Here is a 19,364-nt window from a genome sequence, read left to right as displayed (position 1 = left end):
CAACTTTTTACTTATCCCGGCGACATTTTGTTGCCGGGATTTTCTTTATAAATAATACCACTGCTTTATTAATTTGTTAGAGAGTTTTAAAAGAAGTAAATTTTAAATCACAATTTTTGAGATTTATTGAGTCTGAATTTTAAGTTACTAACCACCAATAAGGATTCCAAGGCGAGAGCAGGCGAATTTACTACTGCACACGGGGTGGTTAAAACGCCAATTTTTATGCCTGTAGGTACTCAGGGGACTGTAAAGGCAGTAAATTTTTCTTATCTGAAAGATGATATCAATGCAGATATCATACTTGGAAATACTTATCATCTCTACTTGAGACCGGGGACTGAGACACTTGAGGCAGCCGGAGGGTTGCATAAATTCATCAACTGGGACAGACCAATACTTACCGACAGCGGCGGGTTTCAGGTTTTTTCCCTCTCTGATTTGCGTAAAATAAAGCATGACGGAGTTGAGTTTAAGTCACATCTTGATGGTTCGAAGCACTTCTTTACCCCTGAAAAAGTTGTAAATATCCAAAGGTCCATCGGATCTGATATCATGATGGTACTGGATGAATGTACTCCATACCCATGCACCTATGAATACGCAAAACATTCGACCAAAATGACTTCAGCCTGGGCAATTCTGAACAGGGAAGCATTTCTCAAGACTTCGGGACTCTACGGATTTGAACAAAATCAGTTTGGGATAATTCAGGGAAGTACTTACAAGGATTTAAGGGAGGAATCGGTGAAATCGCTGTTGGATATCGATTTTGAAGGATATGCCATAGGTGGATTGGCAGTAGGTGAGCCTGCGGAATCGATGTATGATATTGTCGATTTTACTACTGATTTTATGCGAGTTGACAGACCAAGATACCTCATGGGTGTAGGCAAACCAGAAAACATCCTTGAAGCTATCGAGCGGGGTGTGGACATGTTTGATTGTGTTATGCCGACCAGAAACGCCAGAAGAGGTTTTATTTTTACATGGAATGGTCCGGTAAGGATAAAAAACTCGATCTATAAAAATGATTTTACGCCTTTGGACGAAAATTGCAACTGTTACACATGCAGGAATCACACGAGAGCTTATTTGAGGCATCTTCTGGTTGCAAACGAATTTTTGGGATTTGAACTCGTCTCGGTTCACAATGTACACTTCTATCTTGAACTCGCAAGAGCTGCAAGGAAGCACATCTTAGCGGGGGATTTTAAGCAGTGGAAAGAACAAGTTTTATATAAGATAACAGAACAAGACAAAAAAGAAACGGAGAATTAAATGGAAACTTTGCTTGCAATGGCTCCTGCAGGAGGCGAAGGCGGCGGCGGAATGATGGGTACACTGATAATGTTCGGTGCCATTTTCCTCATTTTTTATTTTATGATTATCAGACCCCAGCAGAAAAGACAGAAAGAGAGAGAAAAGCTCCTTTCCGAAGTTCAAAAAGGGGACAAAGTGGTTACTTCAGGTGGCATGTATGGTGAAGTCACCACAGTTGAAGATAAAGTTGTCTGGATTAAAGTTGGTGACACAACAAAAATAAAATTCGATAAAAATGCAATAGCAGCAATATTGAATTCAGACGGTACAACCACAAGTTTAGACAAGAAATAACGGAATTAGTGATGTTTTGCACGGTAGAAGAAGCGGTTTCTGAATTACGGAACGGAAAAGTAATCATCATTACTGATGATGAAAACCGTGAGAACGAAGGTGACTTTGTTTGTGCTTCAGAATTTGTAACACCCGAAATTGTTAACTTCATGATAACTCAGGGCAGAGGTCTATTATGTGTTGCAATGGACGGGAGCAAACTGGATCACCTGGGTATCCCCTTAATGAGTGGCTCAAATAATGCCCTTCATGGGACGAATTTTACCGTTTCGGTAGATGCAGTTGAAGGTACGACTACCGGTATTTCTGCTTCTGACCGTGCAAAAACCATCCTTGCCCTTGCTTCCGACGAAGCAAAAACAGAAGACTTTGCCATCCCGGGGCACATTTTCCCTCTCAGATATACTGAAGGTGGAGTCGTTAAAAGAGCAGGGCATACCGAAGCTGTAGTTGATCTCTGCCGCATTTCGGGCTTGAATCCTGCCGGCACCCTTTGTGAGATTCTCAAAGAGGACGGTGAGATGGCAAGGATGAAAGAGCTTCAGGAAATTGCGGTGAAATTCAATCTAAAGATGATCTCGGTCAGGCAGATTCTGAAACACCGGATGATTAATGAGAAATTTATAACTAAGATTACCACCATTAATTTCCCGACATCTCATGGCGATTTCAAACTTCATCTTTATAAATCGCATATCGACTCAAAAGATCATATCGCTGTAGTTAAAGGTGATGTATCGGGTGAGGAAAATGTAATGGTGAGGATTCACTCGGAATGTCTGACAGGTGATATTTTTCATTCTCTCAGATGTGACTGCCACGACCAGCTAAACCACTCGCTTGATTTAATAAACGGTTATGGCAAGGGAGTTGTGATTTATTTGCGTCAGGAGGGAAGAGGAATAGGATTGAGCAACAAACTTAAAGCGTACAAACTTCAGGATATGGGTTTCGATACGGTGGAGGCCAACGAAAAACTTGGTTTTGATGCCGATCCAAGGGATTACGGTCTTGGTGCTCAAATAATTAAAGAACTTGGACTGAAGAGTGTGAAACTTATAACAAATAATCCAAAGAAGATTGATGATCTGCTCGAGTATGGAATTTCTGTTGAAAGCAGAGTACCTTTGGAGATTGCTCCGAATCCCAATAACATCAAGTATCTCAAGACAAAGAGAGACAAGATGGGACACATGATTATGAGTTCTATTTCAGAGCTTTTGTAGGATTTTTGCGATACTGAGGAGAGTATCCTCTGCGAATTCAGCGGCAATGAACTGCACTGCAATCGGGAGACCATCTTTGGATGTCCCGACAGGAATCGAGATTCCGGGTATACCGGCAAGGTTTACAGAAGTGGTATAAATATCACCTAAATACATTGCAAGAGGGTCTTTTGATCGCTCACCGAACTTAAAGGGAAGTTCGGGAGTCACGGGCGTCAGAATAAGATCAAAGTTTTCGAAAACCTTCCTGAAATCATTCTTGATAAGCCTTCTCACCTTTTGAGCTTTATTGAAGTATGCCTCGTAATATCCACCCGAGAGTACATAATTTCCAAGCATTATTCTGCGTTTTACTTCTGTACCAAATCCTTCAGATCTTGTTGCAGTATACATCTCTTTCAGACCCCCACCTTTGCCCGACCTCTTCCCGAATCTTACTCCATCATACCTCGATAGATTTGAAGCAGCCTCGGCGGTTGTCAGGACATAATAGGCAGCGATAGTATATTTGGTCGAGGGTAATGAAACGGATTCGACAGCATGACCCAGTTTTTCAAGTTCTGACTTTATACCAAACACAGCTTCCTTAATTTCGTCATCAAGACCTTCGCCCATATATTCAACAGGAATCCCAATCCTGAGTTTTTTGGTTACTCTCTGAACAGGGTAAGAGATTGTCGAGGTGTTTTTCGTGGAAGTGGAGTCAAGTTGATCATAATCGGCCATGATCTGCAAAACAAGTGCACAGTCTTCAGGATTGTGTGCGATTGGACCTATCGAGTCAAATGAGGAAGCGAATGCAGTCAAACCGTACCGGGAAACCCGGGAGTAAGTTGGTTTGATTCCATACACTCCACAAAAGGCAGCCGGTTGTCTAATGGAACCTCCAGTATCGCTTCCGAGGGCTACATCGCAAAGCCCTGCAGCTACTGCAGCAGCGGAACCACCTGAAGAACCACCGGGGACTCTTGTTTTGTCAACAGGATTAAGAACAGCGCCAAAGGCGGAATTCTCGTTTGACGAACCCATTGCAAACTCATCACAATTGAGTTTCCCAATAATAAGGGCATCCTCATCGATAAGTTTTTGAACCGCCGTGGCGGTGAAAACAGGCTGAAAATCTTCCAGAATACGGGAACCGCAGGTCATTGGCATCCCTTCGACAGAAATGACATCCTTGACTGCTATTACCGCACCGAAAAGTTTACCCGGAGCGCCCCCGGACCTCAGTTTTTCCAAAAGTCTTTCGGCATCAAGGGGTAGCGTATGGTTTACATGCAGAAATGCATTGATATCTTCAGAGGACTTAATCTTCTGAAGAAAATAATTGACATTTGCAATGAGATCGAGTTCTCCTGACAGCAGAAGATCCCGTTTTTCAGAAATGGTATTGTAGGTAAGCAACTATTGACCGGTGTCAGGGATTTTTAGGCTGATCCTTGTTGTCATCAACTTTGATGTCTTGCTCAACATCTTTTATTGCTCTTTTGAATTCTCTCATTCCTTTACCAACACCTTGTGCCAGCTCAGGGATTTTTTTCGCGCCGAACAGGAGGAGTACGACAAGAACTATGAGAAATATCTCGAGTGGTCCTAGATTAGAAAACATTTTCTACCTCTTTAGTTTTTAAAAATTCTGCAATTGAAAGAAAAATGAACTTGCCCGAATCATTCCCCAGGGTCTTGCTACAGGCTCTCTCGGGGTGTGGCATCATACCAAGGACATTACCTGAAACATTGGTAATTCCTGCAATATTGTTTAGTGAGCCATTCGGATTTGCATCTTCAGAGACCTCACCAACTGTGGTGCAGTAACGGAAAAGAACCTGATTGTTACTTTCAAGTTCTGCAAGTTTTTCTTCTTCAATAAAATAATTACCTTCACCATGGGCTATCGGTATTTTGAATACAGAGTTGTGATTTCCATCAGCAAAGAGTTTCGACTTCCCGGTTACTTTTAGATACACATCTTCACAAATAAATTTCAAATCACGGTTTTTGATCAATACGCCGGGGAGAAGTCCCGTTTCACAAAGTATTTGAAAACCGTTGCATATTCCAATCACAATTCCGCCATCATTGGCAAAACGGATTACTTCGCGCATAATGGGGGAGAGTTTTGCCACTGCGCCGCATCTTATGTAGTCGCCGTACGAAAAGCCTCCGGGGAGAATTATGACATTACAATCCTTCAGGGAGTGCTCTTTATGCCACAAAAACTCGACTTCATATCCAAGTTCATGCTTTAGAGCATAGTACGCGTCGTGATCGCAGTTTGAACCGGGAAAAACAACCACACCAAATTTAGGCTTCATCTACTTCTTCGAGTTGTATTTCATAATCTTCCATAATCGGATTTGCCAGCAGTTTTTCAGAGAACTCACTAACTTCCCTAAATGCCTCTTCTTTGGAGGCAAGATTCACGAAAAACTCGACTTCTTTATTCATTCTGACGCTTTGGATATTATTGAATCCAAGAAGTTTTGCTCCCTGTTCGGCAGCTTTACCTTGCGGGTCGAGAATTGACTTTCTTCTTTTGACTATAACTTTGGCTTTGAACACATTATGCCCGATGCTTAATTGTTTTTTTCTGACTAGTAACATAGCTTTTGGCTATGTTAAATAAAATACCAAAAATGAATAAGAAAAAGAGACCTGTTATTCCATAAAAATAGATCGCAAAGGGGAGAATCAGCACCAGTAATATCTCCACGGGTGACTTTTCTATAAGTGACTTATTGAATTTGGGAAATGCCGCAAACTTTATTTTTGAAACCATTCCGGCAGCAGTTAGAATTGTAACAAACGGGAAAAGCCATTTCCAAGACCAAGGGACTATATCTTTATCAATTTGTGCCAGTATTAGAAGTGTAACGATTAACGCACCAACAGGGATAGGGATTCCGGTATAGTCTTTTTTCTTAAGGTCAGAGCTTACCTGAGTGTTGAATCTTGCAAGTCTGAGTGCACCACTGACCAGAAAAAGAAGGCTGATTACCAGTCCCCAGGTTCCAAATTCCTCAAGTTTGAATTTGTAGACCAGAAAAGCTGTTGGAGCCCCGAAACCGACGATATCGGCGAGCGAATCGAGTTGCACACCGAAATTGGAAGCTGCGTTCAGGAGTCTTGCGGCAAGACCGTCAATCAAATCAAAAAACGCTGATGCAATAATCAGGTATCCCGCCGTTACAAATTCCCCCTGAGCAGCGAACACTATGGACAGATATCCACAGGTAAGATTGCCCAGTGTTAGCAATCCGGGCACAATAGCCCGTTTATTATTTATCATTTTTTTGAATCCTGCTGTAATTTGAACAAAATGGTTTCTCCGGCAGTAACCATATCGCCTTCCTTCACCTGCGGAACCGACCCGAGGGGGACAAGAACATCGACACGACTACCAAATTTTATCATTCCAAATCTTTCACCCTTTTTCACAGATGTACCGGTTTTCAGGTCGTTTACGATTCGACGGGCTACATATCCTGCAATCTGAGAAAAGAGGAGTTTACCTTTACCGTAATCAATTCCGGTAAGAAATCTTTCATTTTCAGAAGATGCTTTATCGTCCCAGGCAACAAGATATTTTCCCTCGTGATATTTCAGATATTCCACTTTTCCATCAATCGGGATTCTGTTTACATGAACATTAAGTGGTGACATGAATATGGAAACCTGTAGCGCTTTGCTTTTTAGATACTCATCATCATAGACTTCTTTTATGAACAGCACTTTGCCATCGGCAGGAGAGATAATGATATCATCGCCTGCAGGCGGGGTGCGTTCCGGGTCTCTGAAAAAGTTCAATGTAAATATTGTCAAAAAAGCAGCCACAACGAAAAGTGCATATTTTATCAGGGGTTTTTCAATAAACCAGATGCCTGCTGCAATCAACAGGAAAGATAAAACGAGAACAACTCCAATAGTAAAATAGCCGTATTTAGTAAACATTTATTCCAAAATTTTGTTTATGAATTTTATGTGTTTTTTAGTGTTTTTTTCATCAGGTGCAGTCACATATTTTAATAAATCTCTGTTACTCTCAGTTGGTAAAAGAAGTATATCCGAGTATGTCAAATCACCATTGAGCAGTACCTTGTTATCATTTAATACAAATTTTACTTTAATCGAGACTAAATCCGATCCCCGTCTTTCAAAAAAGGATCTTAAGACCGCGTTAAACTTAAAGGACAACTTGAGTGCTGCACGAAAATCTTCGGGAACGGTAATTCCGAGAGAAAAGAGCAATGATTCACCTGCGGGATATTCAGTATTTTCATCGATATAAACCAGATATGCCGGTAATTTGAGCGGCGAGAGCACCTCAACACCGGCAGCTTTTGCAATATAACTATTCGCGAAATTGAATACACTTATATAATAACCGGCTCCGACACCTTCAGCCGGTTCAACTCCCGGGTTCCTGTCTGAAAAATAGAGAGGTAAATTAAACTCTTTAAGATAGTCAGAAAGTTGTGGGGAAATAATTAACGAATTTCCTCGTAAATTAGCATTGTGTTTTTTGCTGTTTAAGATTGAACTGAACTTACTCTCTAATTCTATCTGCATTTTTTATTACAATTCAACAATAAAAATATATAAATGGCAAATATAAAGTTAACAAGTTACATAAATAAACATTTTCTAAAAAAATACTCAAAAATCCGGAGGATTAATGTTCGGTGGTAAACCCAACATGCAACAGATGATGCGTCAAGTTCAAAAGCTTCAGGAAGACATGGCTAAACTTCAACAGGAGCTCGGTGCAAAAACTGTAACTGAGGAAGCCGGTGGTGGAATGATAAAAGCAACTGTAAACGGAAATAATGAACTGGTATCGATAGTCCTCGATCCTGCAGTTATTGTGCCCGATGATAAAGAAGTGCTTGAAGATTTGATAGTTGCAGCAGTAAATAAAGCCATTGCAGCTTCGAAAAAAATGCATGAAGAAGAGATGGGAAAACTTACTAAAGGTGTGATTCCTCCCGGAATGAACATCCCGGGTTTCTAAGCGATGAATCTTGCAGCACCACTTCAAGCTGTGGTGGAAGAATTTTCAAAATTCCCGGGAGTTGGAGCCAAGAGTGCGAGGAGACTTGCCCTGTTTCTATTGAGACAACAACCTGAAGAGATCGATAAGTTGATTGAATCGCTCACCGGACTTAAAACAAAACTCAAATTTTGCAGGATTTGCTTCAACATAGGCGAACATGAAGTTTGTGATATTTGCAGTTCGGAGAAAAGAGATAAATCAATCATCTGTGTCGTTGAGGATATCAACGATGTGATAGCCGTAGAAAGGTCTCACGAGTTTAATGGTAGTTATCATGTTCTGGGGGGAGTGCTTTCTCCCCTGAACGGTGTTGGCCCCGAGAATCTCAAGATAAAGGAACTTCTCATTCGACTTGATGATGGAGTAAAGGAAGTGATTCTCGCACTAAATCCCGACACAGAAGGAGAGGCCACTTCATTATACCTGAACAGGCTGATTTCACCTTTTGGGGTATCCGTGAGCAGGATTGCCAGAGGGGTACCCATTGGCGGTAATATCGAATTTGCAGATGATGCCACTATCGGTCGGGCAGTTACCGGCAGGAGCAGCTTTTGACTATTGAAAAGACAGTTGAGCCGGGTAAAACCTGGTTCAAAAACTGGTTTGAATCTGAACATTACCTTTCGCTCTACAGACACCGTGACAGGAATGATGCGTTAAAGTTGATCGAGCTTGTAAAACAGCAGATACCGGAGCATAGCAAGGGAAGGGTTTTGGATGTAGGGTGTGGTTCTGGCAGGCATTCCATCGAATTTGCAAGGAGGGGATACAATGTCACCGGTTATGATTTGAGTAACAGACTATTGAGTGTTGCTCAATCTGAGGCTAGAGGAGCCGGGGTGGATCTGAATTTAGTGAGGGGAGATATAAGATCGATACCGTTTAAGGCGAATTTCGATCTTGTGATGAATATTTTCACAAGTTGGGGATATTTTGAATCAGATGCAGAAAACCGGCTTGCTTTGAAGAATGCATTTTCTCTCAAAAAAAAGTCGGGTCGATTTTTACTCGATTTTTTGAATGTCCATTATCTGAAAGCTAATCTCGTTCCGTTCTCCGATACTGTCATTGACGGTGCACGATATATAGAGAATCGAAAAATCGAGAACAACAGGGTAGTAAAAGACATCGAAATTGAGGAAGGGGAGAATAGTTACAGTTTTCGGGAATCAGTAAGATTATTTGATGCAGAAGAAATTTTATCGATATTGGATGAATTTGGTGCAGAAAATCTGTCATTGTATGGTGATTATGATGGAAACAGTTTTAACCTGAAAGGATCGCCAAGATTTATATGCATCGCCTCTTAGTTCTTGTATTTTTGCCTGTCGTTTTTGCCGGTTGCGACATTTTTAGTACGAGACCGCCTGAGTCACCTGATGTACCAAGGTTCAACTATCTTCAACCTGTAGATGTGAACAGTGTCATTACGAACATGATAAATTCCATAACGACCAAAAGTACCCAGTATTATCTCAAATCTTTCAGCGATTCGACAAAAAACGGGAAGTCATTCCAGTATATTGCAAACGCCGAAGCGGTTTCGAAGTACGCCGTTCTTGTTTCGGGCTGGTCGGTAAAAGATGAAGAACAATATCTGAACAATATAATTAATAAAATCCCAAAGGAGTCTGCGATCAGTTTGACGCTTGATCAGCAGCAACTTGTATCGTTTGGCGACAGTGCCTATCTTTCTGCAAATTATAATATGACTGTTCCTCACAACATTCAAGGACTGGCGAATGTCTACAGCGGAAAGTTGCAATTCAAACTTTTGAGGGACAAACAACAATTGTGGACAATTTATCAGTGGCAGGATATAAAATCGGGAGAAGTTGCCACATGGAGTGAATTGAAAGGATACTTCAATTGAGAAAATTCCTGAAAGGAATGATACTCATTTTAGTTCTTTTTATTGGGGGATGTGAAAATCCATTTTCACCCGGACACTACACTGATCCTGACTCGGGTGGAGGAGTGCTGAGCGATCTTTCCACATCTGATGGCATCTTTGTTAACCTTCGTTATGCTTATACTTTTAAAGACACGAGTATATACTCTGCTCTGATAAAGGATGATTTCATTTTTACATTTCGTGATTACGACCTTGGTGCAGATGTTACATGGGGAAGGGAAGAGGAACTAAGAACCACTTCGGGACTTTTCTCAAATTCTGAAAGGCTCGATCTCGTTTGGAACAACATAATTTTGTCGAGCGGGGATTCACTAAAACTGAATATCGTTCGGAGTTTTAATCTTACAATCACTTTTAACCCAAACGATATTGTCAGAATAAATGGCAGAGTTAATCTTAATCTGGAAAAAAATGCGATTACAAACAAGTGGCAGATTGCCCGCTGGATCGACGAATCAAATCTATAGAATATGACATTTTACATTAAAGAAGCCTATCGAAACTTAAAATATGCCGGAATTACATCGGTAATTACATTTATTTCCCTGCTGCTAGCATCAAACTTTATTGTGGCATCATATCTGTTTACCAATTTTTCCTCGGCACTGCAGGAAAATCTGAAAAAGAATGTTACAGCTTCGTTTTATCTTGAAGATTCACTTTCAGAGTCTGCAATTAATCTCTTGGTTGCAGAAATTGGAAAAGCACCCGCGGTAAAAAAAGTAGAGTTTCTAAGCAAGGATGAAGCCCGTAAAGAGTTTATCAGACAAACGGGTGAGGATTTTAGTAAAATTCTGAGTGTCAATCCATTACCGGCATCACTGATTGTTGCTTTTGACTCCCAAACGAATGAGATTTCAGGGCTGGGCAAAATTTCTGAAACGATTGCACAAAAACAAGGAATTACGGGATTTGAATTTCGTGCCGGGAAGCTTGAAGAAGTGATGGTTTTTACAAAAAGAATCAGATTGATAACGATAATTGTTTCTGCTGTATTCCTTTTCATAGCCCTTTATCTTGCTTATACTTCGATTCGTTCCGCATTTGCTGCGAGAAGCGAGGATTTTAATACAATGAGGCTGGTTGGCGGGAGTCTGATGAAAATAAAGCTTCCGGCTTACATTTCAACCCTCTCACTTGGGATAATGTGTGCATTTATCACATATTTATTCCATGGAATTGTTGTAAATTCAGGTTTGGAATTTTTAGAAATAAACATTTCGAATTCGTCCGATACCGTGGGAGTGATGCTCTCTTGGGTATCTGCTCCTTTAATAGCCTTTTTAGGTACTTTTCTTGCCGCATTTTCAATTAAAATTGAGTTAAGAAACTAAATACGCTTTAAAAAGTTTGAAATAATCAATATATTTGCACATCATAAATAAAAAGTAGAGACATGAGGTTTACCAAATTACTGTTCTTTCTTCTGGTTTTTAGCACAACATTTATTATTAAAGCACAGGATGTGAAAGTTGGAAGGGATGCTACCATAAGGCAAACAGGTGGTGCGTTCTATGATTATTCAGATCCCGACAGAATAAATATTACAGTCTCTGCCCTCGGATATGTAAAGTTTCCGGGTAAATATCTTGTCCCCGAAGGAACAACGGTGCTTGACCTGCTTGCGTTTGCCGGTGGTCCTACCACAGATGCATTGCTTGAGCAGATAGCATTGTTTAGATTCGCCAACAGTGATACCGCCGCATTTCCACCACCTAAAAATGCAAAAGACAGTTCGTTAATTTCCAGCACCGGTAACAGGGTTCTCGAACTGAATTACAATTCCCTCCTTTGGGAGGATCATATCCGTCCCGTGGATACCATCCCGAGACTTCAACCGGGCGATATTCTTCTTTTGAAGGGTGAGCCAAGATTTTTCTTTAGAGATTATCTCTCTATAGCACTGCAGGTTCTATCTGCTGCTATATCATTAACTATTTTAATCCTGAATATTACACGAAATTAGAGGAACTTTTGGATACAGAATTCAACAATTCGCAATTCCAGGAAACGAAATCAATTGTAGATTATCTTCAATTGATCAGGGGAAACCTGCTCCCTATACTTATTATTACTGCTGTTTCCTTCATTTTTGCCCTGGTTTACGCAATAAATGCGGTTGATATCTACAATTCTACAACACTTGTAAAAATCAATAAAAACTCCGGTAATATTCTTGAATCGAACCCGCTTCTTCAACCATTTGGTTCAGAGGATAGATTCATCTCAAATGAAATTGAGGTCATTAAAAGTTATACTCTAAGAGAAAGAGTGGCCTCCGCACTTATTGATTCATTCAATAATGCGCAGAAAAAAGACACTTTCTCTGTTCTTTTGACCAGTGACAGACTCGACCAGAGCAAGAAAAAACTGATGACCAAAGAACAACTCGCAATTACTCTCTCAAGTCTCGTGACTGTTGAACAAAAAAGAGGCCTGGATTTTGTAATTCTTTCGGCGAGTTCACCTTCACCATATGAAGCGGCTCTGATAGCCAATACATATTCTTCCGAGTACCGCAACCTAAACCTGATGTTCAATCGTGACCAGCTTGTTGTAATCAAAAATTACCTTGATCAACAGCGGGGTGAAAAGCTTGAGGCTTTGAATCAGGCTGAGGATATGTTAAAGACTTTTCAGGAGAGCGGGGGAATTATAGCCCTCGACAATCAGGCTTCCAATCTGATTTCACAGATTTCCACTCTTGAAGCCAGCAAGGGGATGTATGAAATAGAGTTGAAATCGACTCAAAATGCAATCGAATCATACAAAGCCAAACTTGCAAAGCTTGATCCTGATGCACTTGATTACCTCGCACAATATGAGGTAAAAGGTTATTTTGACCAACTCCAGACAGAAATTGCCAAACTGGAGATTCAGAAATTACTTGTTGTTGGCAATGAAAAAGATCCCAAGAATGCCAGAGCTCTGAAAGAGATTGATGTCAAAATCAATCTTCTTAAAGATAAGCTTAATGAAAAAGTAGAAACCTTCCAGAAAAGCGCGGTGGCAAACACACCTGAAGAATACAAAACAGTTGCATTAAAGCTTTTGGAATTGGATATTCAGGAAAAGGGACTGACCTTTTCGATAGCCCAAGTCACAAGCCAGTTGGCACAGTATGAAGGAAAATTTGGGACACTTCCAAGAAGTGCCATAGAACTTGCAAAGCTTACAAGAACCCGTGAAGGGCTTGAAAAACTTTACACGCTGATCGAACAGAGATTTCAGGAAGCCGTCATAAATGAACAGTCGCAACCAGGTAATGTGGTAGTGATTGAAGTTGCAAGGGTGATGACTTCACCTGCCAAACCAAACCGTACCCTGATTGTTATCATCGGTATTGTGTTGGGTCTCGTTGTATCAATTTCATATGTATTTGTGAGAGATTACTTCGACAAGACCGTAAAAACTCCTGATCAACTCACAAAACTTGGCTTCAATGTACTTTCATGGATTCCGAGAATTGAGGGTATTGATGCAACGAAGGGAAGTTCGAACGAGTTTATTGTATTCTCAAAACCTGACTCAATTCCTGCCGAAGCATTCAGAGCACTCAGGACCCGTTTGCAATTTACCACTCCTGATGCTGCCAAGATGAAAGTAATTCTTGTAACCTCATCAGCTCCTACTGAAGGTAAAACAATCATTGCAACAAACCTTGCAGGAAGCTTTTCACAGATCAACAAAAAAGTACTTTTGGTTGACTGCGATTTAAGAAAACCCAGAGTTCATAATGTTTTCAATATGAACAGACACCCCGGTTTGGTTGATTATCTGTTCAGCCATAACACTTTGGATGAGATTATCCGTACAACTGAAATGCCTAATCTGGATTTCATTCCCTGCGGTACCATTCCTCCAAATCCGGCGGAGTTGATGGAATCAGAAGCGATGCTAAACTTCCTGAATGAGTTAAGAGGCAGGTATGACTTCATAATCCTGGATACTCCACCTGTAATAGCCGTAACAGATTCCGAGATTCTGTCAAGATATGTTGACGGATCAATTTTGGTTGTTTCAGCCGATACTACTGAGATGGAACTCTTGAGAAGAGCCGGTGAGATTATGAGACAGGGTACACATCACTTTATTGGTGCAGTACTTAATAATTTTGTCTATAAGAGCTCCTATGGTTCATACTACAAATATTACTATTACTACTCACGCTCGACTAAAACCGGAGAAAACGCATAGTCCTGCGATGAGACAGCTAATCAAAATATTCTCTATTTTTGGAAAAGGAACGGCAGTGATGCTGTTCCTTTCTCTTTTTTCTACCGTGATCCGTTCACAAGACCTGCCTTCATATGCTGACAGGGCATTTATAATCACCGATTCTTCAATCCAAAAAAATGATGACATTGCTGTGGTTGAAGGAGGTGTCGATGAAAATGTCTATTTGGTTGGACCTGGAGATCAGTTCAAGATCAGTCTCGATGATATCGAAACTCTTGTTTTTGATGCTAAAATAAACCCGGATGGTCTTCTTCTTCTGCCAAAAATCGGAATGATTAAGCTGAGCGGTTTGACTCTTAGAGATGCCAAAGATAAGATCAGAGCCGAATTTGCCAGGAAATACAAGAGTAAAAATATCTTCGTAACTCTATCAGGTATAAGAAGGATAAAAATTGCGATTTATGGTGAGGTTTTAAAGAAGGGGAGTAAAGTCGTTCTTGCAAACTCACGATTAAATGACATTCTGATGGATGGGGGTTTTACACCCGTTGCCAATATCAGAAACATAAAAATCATTTCGAAAGACGGTGGAACAAAATATATTGATCTGCTGTCATTCATCAGACTTGCGGACAGAAATCAGAATCCATTGCTCGAAGAAGGCGATTATATTATGGTCGACAAACTTGACAAGACCGTCAGTCTATCAGGTATGGTCAAATATCCCGGGGTTTATGAGTATAAAGAAGGGGAAACTTATGCTGAACTTCTTAAAATTGCAGGAGGATATCTCGATGCTGCATTTCTTGATACAATTGAAGTGATTCGATTTGCGGATGACAATCATACCCAAAACAGCATCCGCGAGAGTTCGGGCTATTTGATTTCCGGTGGCTTTAAGTTACAAAACAAAGACAGAATAGTTGTACGCACAAAACCGCTCTATCTTCAAGAGAACATTGTTATTATTGATGGCTTTGTCAGATATCCCGGGCCTTACAAGATTACTGAGGGGGTGACAAAACTCTCCCAAATTATTCCTGAAGCAGGCGGGTTTCTTGAAAAGGCATCGATGAAAAACTCATACATTATTCGGGCCTCTGGTGAATCCGCTTATGATCCTGAATTTGAGAGAATTAAATTAATACCCCGAAAAGATATGACTGATGACGAGTATGATTATCTTAAATCAAAATCCCGTCAGCGTCACGGCAGGATTGTTATTGACTTTCAGAAAGTCTTTCGTGATAAAACAGACGACTTGATCTTGAAGAAAAATGATCAGATTTTTGTGATAGAGAAGAAAGACTACATAACAATAATCGGTCAGGCAGTATTCCCCGGGAATCTGGAATTCAATCCCGATTTTTCAGTCAGAGATTATATTAATATCGCAGGTGGTTTCGCATGGAGAGCCGAAGAGGGAAAGGTCAGGGTAATAAAAGGTAGAACCGGTGAATGGGTTGAGGAAGATAAAGTTATCAAGCTCGAACCGGGCGATACCATTTGGATTCCGGAAAAGCCTCAAGCACCGAAATTCTGGGATGTGTTCAAAGATACACTAACTATTCTTGGCCAGTTGGCAACGGTAATAGCCGCAACCGTGGCAGTTATAATCAGTACCAGATAATGAAGACAATTTTTTCAACTTTCTTTAAGAATTATGTTAAAATACTCGGAATTTCGTTCACGGTACTTGTTGTCTATACAGTAATTCTCTACTTCGTCTATCCATTGACCTTTACCGCTACTTCTTCAGTTCTTCCCCCCGAATCACCCAAATCACAGGGACTTGCGGGATTGCTGGGTGGACAGGACCTTGGGGGTCTGGTCACGGGCGGGGCTTCAGGCAGTTCACAATTGTATGCTGAAATAGTCAAAAGCCGTTCAGCTACCGAATATGTGATAAAAAAAGTTGATCTGAAAAAGTATTACAACACATCCAACCTGACAGAATTGCATTCCAAAATACTTGGTGATTTGGAAGTTGAAGTAACTAAGGAAGGCATAATCAAGATTGGCTTTTCGATCAAGACCGGATATTTCGGAAGAAATGACTCTGACAGAAAAGGTGCTGCTGAATTCGCTGCTTTGGTGAGCAACACATTTGTTGCGGCTTTGGACAGCATAAACAGGAGCAAACTTCACAGTAAGGCGAAATTGACAAGGGAGTTTATTGAAGGAAGACTGGTAACTACTAAAAGTGATTTGGACAGTGCCGAAAATGCAATGGCAAAGTTTCAGAAGGAAAATAAGACCATTGCACTTCCCGAACAATTAAAAGCAGCAATTGACGCTGCAGCCAAAGTGAAGAGTGACATTCTTGCAACACAGATTGAGCTCGAATTCAGATTGAAGACGATGAGTGAAACCTCTCCCGAGGTTGAGGCAGTAAAAAGTAAACTTGCATCACTTCAAAAAGAATATAACAAGTTTCAGACCAACTCCGATGAATTGTTTGTTGGATTCAAAGAAGCTCCTGCTTTGGGGGTAAAACTTTCAAACTATTACAGGGAAGTCCGGGTCTTAAGCGAAGTATATTCACTTCTTCAACAGCAATATTTTAAAGAGCTGATACAGGAACAGAAAGACATTCCAACCATCGAAGTACTTGATACGGCTGTGCCCCCATTGAGGACATCTTCCCCAAAAATGTTTCAGTCGGTCCTGGCTGCAGCGTTTCTCTTTTTTACTCTTACCTTTTTGTATTACTTCAGAAAAGAAGATGAAGTAAAAAAATATTTAAGCTAACCCCCCTGAATTGTTAGAAAAAACTCACCTGTTTTGGTAAAAGATAGAATAAAACACATATTTCAAGGAGTTGGCGGAGCTGCTCTGATAGTAGTAGTGGCTCAAGTTCTTTCCAAGGGAACCGGTTTTTTCAGGGAAATTTTGTTTGCCGGGAAATTTGGGGTTGGCAAGGATTTCGAATATTTCCTTATAGCATACACCATTCCTGCGATGCTGAACAGTATTCTGTTTTATCAGGCTCAAAACTACTTCATCCCCATCTACAATGATCTCAAATCGAAAGACCCCGAAGAAGCAAATTCCTTTTTTGTTTCCACGATGCTTCTTTTCACGGGACTCGTAACCCTGGTGGCAGCGGGTCTTTACTTCGCCTCTGACGGAGTAATATCTCTTTTTCTCGAGACCTCGAGCGGATCCGACCACACCGCAATAAATCAACTTTTTGAAATGGCACTTCTAACCGTGCCTTTGAATGCCATAATCAGTATCTTGTCTGCGTATTTGATAGCAGAGTTCAAATTTAAGGTTACCTATCTTTCTCAGGTGTGGACAAATCTTTCAATAATTTTCACAGTTTTCTTCTTCTCTGCCTGGCTGGGAACCATGGCGATAATAGCCGGTTACATCATGGGCAGCATGATCCAGGTTACACATCTACTTTTTGGCAGTAAGAATATGTTCAGGGGGAAATTCAAATTCTCTCTTGCGATCTCAAAAAATGTTTCCTGGCTTATCTTCCTTAATACACTCTTTGTGGAAGTGGTGGGACAGATTTTCTTTTTCATAGACAGACTGTTTTATACAAACACTGAACCCGGCGGTATTGCCTCACTTAACTACTCGTATATCATATACATGCTTCCCGTTACCATCTTTACAACAGCACTTGGAAGTGCATTGTTACCCGATTTTGCTGCAAATGTTGCTAAAGGTGACTTGAAAGAGGCAAACGCAAAATTTACGAAGGCGATAGAGGTTATTCTTCTTGTGTTTATCCCTGCCTCAATCATTTTTATTTTTGCAGGTGGGGAAATTATTGGGTTACTCTATCAGCGGGGTAAATTTACAGGCGATTCCACTCTCCTGACAGAAGGGACTCTGGTTTACTATGCAATTAGCCTCCCTCTGTACGCAATATTTGCAGTCGGATTGAAATATGCATACAGTCTGAAGGGGAGTACTGCTCTCGTTTTAATTTCGCTCGCGGGTTTAATTCTTAAATACATCCTTTCACTAGTTCTAAGTGAAAATATGCATCAGAATGGACTCGCACTTTCAACTTCGATTACCTATATAGTTCAATCTGTAATGTGTCTCGCCTTCATCTTTAAAAGATCGGGCTTCAGATTAAATCCTGAATTAGTGAAAAACGCATTTTTCTTCCTGCTTTATTCATCGATGATATTGTTAGTTTGCTATTTACTGGTCAGTCAATTTAATTTGACCACTCTTATTCTTCCTTTATGTTTTATTTTAGCATATCCATTAATTTTACACATCACCCGAAACTCAGTTTATGAGGAAATCGTTTCCAGGTTCCTTAAATCTCGATAACAATAATTTCCTGAAGTCTTTCACAAGATTTTTAGTCTTCATTATGAAGTTGTTATCCCGCATGTTTTCATCTTCCGGTAAGGATATTCTCATAATTTCTTTTAATAACATAGGTGATACCATCCTTTCACTTCATGCCCTCAAAAGACTCTCAGAAGAGGAAGTGTCGGTTCAGATCACGGTTCTTACTTACAGTAAATTCAGTTTTTTGTTCAACAAGGAATTGCCGGGAATAAAATTTGTGTATGTTGACAGCACAGAGTTTCTTCAAGGTGGTAAAATTCCATCAATGTCTGTTATTAAAAAAGCCAGAGCAACCAAATGCGGAGTTGTAATTAATTTTTCAGAGAATCCACAGTCAGTATTAACAATGCTGCTTTCAGGTGGCAGGCGGTTCCACGGAATTTCCAGAGAGGCTTACAGCACCGCTTTCGACAGTTTTAAGTCCATGCGGAAAGAGCCTCATCTCATCGATATTTATTTTGATGCTGTTGACAGTTACAAAATAATTGATAGAAAACCTGAATCATGGATTTTTCCTTTGTCGACCGCAAGAGGAAAAGAAATAATCCTGACTCCATTTGCCGGCTGGGATGAAAAAATGTGGGGAGTGAAAAATATGATAACGCTTGCGATTGATCTGAGTGAATCGTTTGAGGTCAATTTTGTCGTGGAAAAAGGGAAACTGAGTGAAGATATTAAATCATCACTCGTAGATTCACACATCAGGATTACAGAGTTGAAGTCGATAGATGAATACGCCCCGATCTTGAAAAGCACTGCCTTGCTCGTTGCAAATGATACCGGGCCTGTTCATGTAGCAGCCTGGTTTGGTGTGCCTACAGTGGCAATTTTCGGACCGACAAATCCAAATTTCTGTAAACAGCCCGGAGATCAACACATCGCAATTAACAGAGAATTGAATTGTTCACCGGTTGCGTTTAACTATTGTGAATATGGTGCGGGAAGAACCTGTCCGGTAAGAGAGTGCCTCTTAAGAATTACTGTTGATGAGGTAAAAAATGTTGTAATTTCACATTACAATAAATACTCATAGAAGCAATCAGTG

22 protein-coding genes are annotated in these 19,364 nt (G+C 40.5%); 15 read left to right on the top strand and 7 right to left on the bottom strand.

Annotated elements, in window-relative coordinates; all coding sequences use genetic code 11:
• Positions 1-132: 132 nt before the first annotated feature.
• The 3 genes from tgt to J0L60_10790 are packed head-to-tail and all read left to right on the top strand — an operon-like array spanning position 133 to position 2,843.
• The gene (tgt, locus tag J0L60_10800) at positions 133-1,281 is read left to right on the top strand and encodes a tRNA guanosine(34) transglycosylase Tgt (protein MBN8546604.1); all 1,149 of its coding nucleotides are present in this window, start codon (positions 133-135) and stop codon (positions 1,279-1,281) included.
• Positions 1,282-1,617, top strand: a complete 336-nt coding sequence (gene yajC / locus J0L60_10795; GenBank protein MBN8546603.1) for a preprotein translocase subunit YajC — start codon at positions 1,282-1,284, stop codon at positions 1,615-1,617.
• Between the two features lie 11 nt (positions 1,618-1,628).
• Complete coding sequence (locus J0L60_10790; GenBank protein ID MBN8546602.1) at positions 1,629-2,843, top strand: bifunctional 3,4-dihydroxy-2-butanone-4-phosphate synthase/GTP cyclohydrolase II; 1,215 nt, start codon at positions 1,629-1,631, stop codon at positions 2,841-2,843.
• On the opposite strand, the gene gatA is transcribed toward J0L60_10790, so the two are convergent.
• The 7 genes from gatA to J0L60_10755 are packed head-to-tail and all read right to left on the bottom strand — an operon-like array spanning position 2,829 to position 7,412.
• Positions 2,829-4,247, bottom strand: coding sequence for an Asp-tRNA(Asn)/Glu-tRNA(Gln) amidotransferase subunit GatA (gene gatA / locus J0L60_10785; GenBank protein ID MBN8546601.1), 1,419 nt, complete (start codon positions 4,245-4,247; stop codon positions 2,829-2,831). The genes J0L60_10790 and gatA overlap by 15 nt on opposite strands.
• Positions 4,248-4,260: 13 nt before the next feature.
• Positions 4,261-4,452 (bottom strand): twin-arginine translocase TatA/TatE family subunit, encoded by a 192-nt coding sequence (locus J0L60_10780; GenBank protein ID MBN8546600.1) that lies wholly within the window; start codon positions 4,450-4,452, stop codon positions 4,261-4,263.
• Positions 4,442-5,158 carry a phosphoribosylformylglycinamidine synthase subunit PurQ gene (gene purQ, locus J0L60_10775; GenBank protein MBN8546599.1) on the bottom strand — a complete coding sequence of 239 codons (717 nt, stop codon included), beginning with the start codon at positions 5,156-5,158 and terminating at the stop codon, positions 4,442-4,444. Before purQ ends, J0L60_10780 begins: the two co-directional genes overlap by 11 nt.
• Entirely contained in the window at positions 5,148-5,405 is a 258-nt protein-coding gene (gene purS, locus J0L60_10770; GenBank protein MBN8546598.1) for a phosphoribosylformylglycinamidine synthase subunit PurS, read from the bottom strand. The genes purQ and purS overlap by 11 nt, the downstream gene beginning before the upstream one ends.
• Position 5,406: 1 nt before the next feature.
• A complete protein-coding gene (gene pssA, locus J0L60_10765; GenBank protein MBN8546597.1) occupies positions 5,407-6,132 on the bottom strand; it encodes a CDP-diacylglycerol--serine O-phosphatidyltransferase in 726 nt (241 codons plus the stop codon).
• Entirely contained in the window at positions 6,129-6,794 is a 666-nt protein-coding gene (locus J0L60_10760) for a phosphatidylserine decarboxylase family protein (GenBank protein ID MBN8546596.1), read from the bottom strand. Before J0L60_10760 ends, pssA begins: the two co-directional genes overlap by 4 nt.
• Positions 6,795-7,412 (bottom strand): hypothetical protein, encoded by a 618-nt coding sequence (locus tag J0L60_10755; protein MBN8546595.1) that lies wholly within the window; start codon positions 7,410-7,412, stop codon positions 6,795-6,797.
• 106 nt (positions 7,413-7,518) lie between these two features.
• Between J0L60_10755 and J0L60_10750 the strand changes: the two genes are divergently transcribed.
• From J0L60_10750 to J0L60_10695, 12 genes are all read left to right on the top strand, one after another.
• The gene (locus J0L60_10750) at positions 7,519-7,854 is read left to right on the top strand and encodes a YbaB/EbfC family nucleoid-associated protein (GenBank protein MBN8546594.1); all 336 of its coding nucleotides are present in this window, start codon (positions 7,519-7,521) and stop codon (positions 7,852-7,854) included.
• 3 nt (positions 7,855-7,857) lie between these two features.
• The gene (gene recR / locus J0L60_10745) at positions 7,858-8,451 is read left to right on the top strand and encodes a recombination protein RecR (GenBank protein MBN8546593.1); all 594 of its coding nucleotides are present in this window, start codon (positions 7,858-7,860) and stop codon (positions 8,449-8,451) included.
• The gene (locus J0L60_10740) at positions 8,448-9,206 is read left to right on the top strand and encodes a methyltransferase domain-containing protein (GenBank protein ID MBN8546592.1); all 759 of its coding nucleotides are present in this window, start codon (positions 8,448-8,450) and stop codon (positions 9,204-9,206) included. The genes recR and J0L60_10740 overlap by 4 nt, the downstream gene beginning before the upstream one ends.
• Positions 9,191-9,769: a hypothetical protein gene (locus tag J0L60_10735; GenBank protein ID MBN8546591.1), complete on the top strand. Its 579-nt coding sequence runs from the start codon at positions 9,191-9,193 to the stop codon at positions 9,767-9,769. Before J0L60_10740 ends, J0L60_10735 begins: the two co-directional genes overlap by 16 nt.
• A gap of 17 nt (positions 9,770-9,786) precedes the next feature.
• Complete coding sequence (locus tag J0L60_10730) at positions 9,787-10,278, top strand: hypothetical protein (protein MBN8546590.1); 492 nt, start codon at positions 9,787-9,789, stop codon at positions 10,276-10,278.
• A gap of 3 nt (positions 10,279-10,281) precedes the next feature.
• Positions 10,282-11,145, top strand: a complete 864-nt coding sequence (locus tag J0L60_10725) for a hypothetical protein (protein MBN8546589.1) — start codon at positions 10,282-10,284, stop codon at positions 11,143-11,145.
• A gap of 62 nt (positions 11,146-11,207) precedes the next feature.
• Positions 11,208-11,777, top strand: a complete 570-nt coding sequence (locus J0L60_10720) for an SLBB domain-containing protein (GenBank protein MBN8546588.1) — start codon at positions 11,208-11,210, stop codon at positions 11,775-11,777.
• An 8-nt stretch (positions 11,778-11,785) separates the two neighbouring features.
• On the top strand, positions 11,786-14,008 hold the full coding sequence (locus tag J0L60_10715) for a polysaccharide biosynthesis tyrosine autokinase (protein MBN8546587.1): 2,223 nt from the start codon (positions 11,786-11,788) through the stop codon (positions 14,006-14,008).
• A 7-nt stretch (positions 14,009-14,015) separates the two neighbouring features.
• Complete coding sequence (locus J0L60_10710; GenBank protein MBN8546586.1) at positions 14,016-15,620, top strand: SLBB domain-containing protein; 1,605 nt, start codon at positions 14,016-14,018, stop codon at positions 15,618-15,620.
• Positions 15,620-16,741 (top strand): hypothetical protein, encoded by a 1,122-nt coding sequence (locus tag J0L60_10705; GenBank protein ID MBN8546585.1) that lies wholly within the window; start codon positions 15,620-15,622, stop codon positions 16,739-16,741. Before J0L60_10710 ends, J0L60_10705 begins: the two co-directional genes overlap by 1 nt.
• 33 nt (positions 16,742-16,774) lie before the next feature.
• Positions 16,775-18,295, top strand: a complete 1,521-nt coding sequence (locus J0L60_10700; GenBank protein ID MBN8546584.1) for a polysaccharide biosynthesis C-terminal domain-containing protein — start codon at positions 16,775-16,777, stop codon at positions 18,293-18,295.
• A gap of 61 nt (positions 18,296-18,356) precedes the next feature.
• Positions 18,357-19,352 carry a glycosyltransferase family 9 protein gene (locus tag J0L60_10695; GenBank protein ID MBN8546583.1) on the top strand — a complete coding sequence of 332 codons (996 nt, stop codon included), beginning with the start codon at positions 18,357-18,359 and terminating at the stop codon, positions 19,350-19,352.
• The last annotated feature ends 12 nt before the right edge of the window (positions 19,353-19,364 follow it).

This window comes from Ignavibacteria bacterium (genome assembly GCA_017302895.1).
Taxonomy (GTDB): domain Bacteria; phylum Bacteroidota; class Ignavibacteria; order Ignavibacteriales; family Ignavibacteriaceae; genus UTCHB3.
Note: the sequence above shows the minus strand (reverse complement) of the source record. Positions and strands in the feature narration are given on the sequence as shown.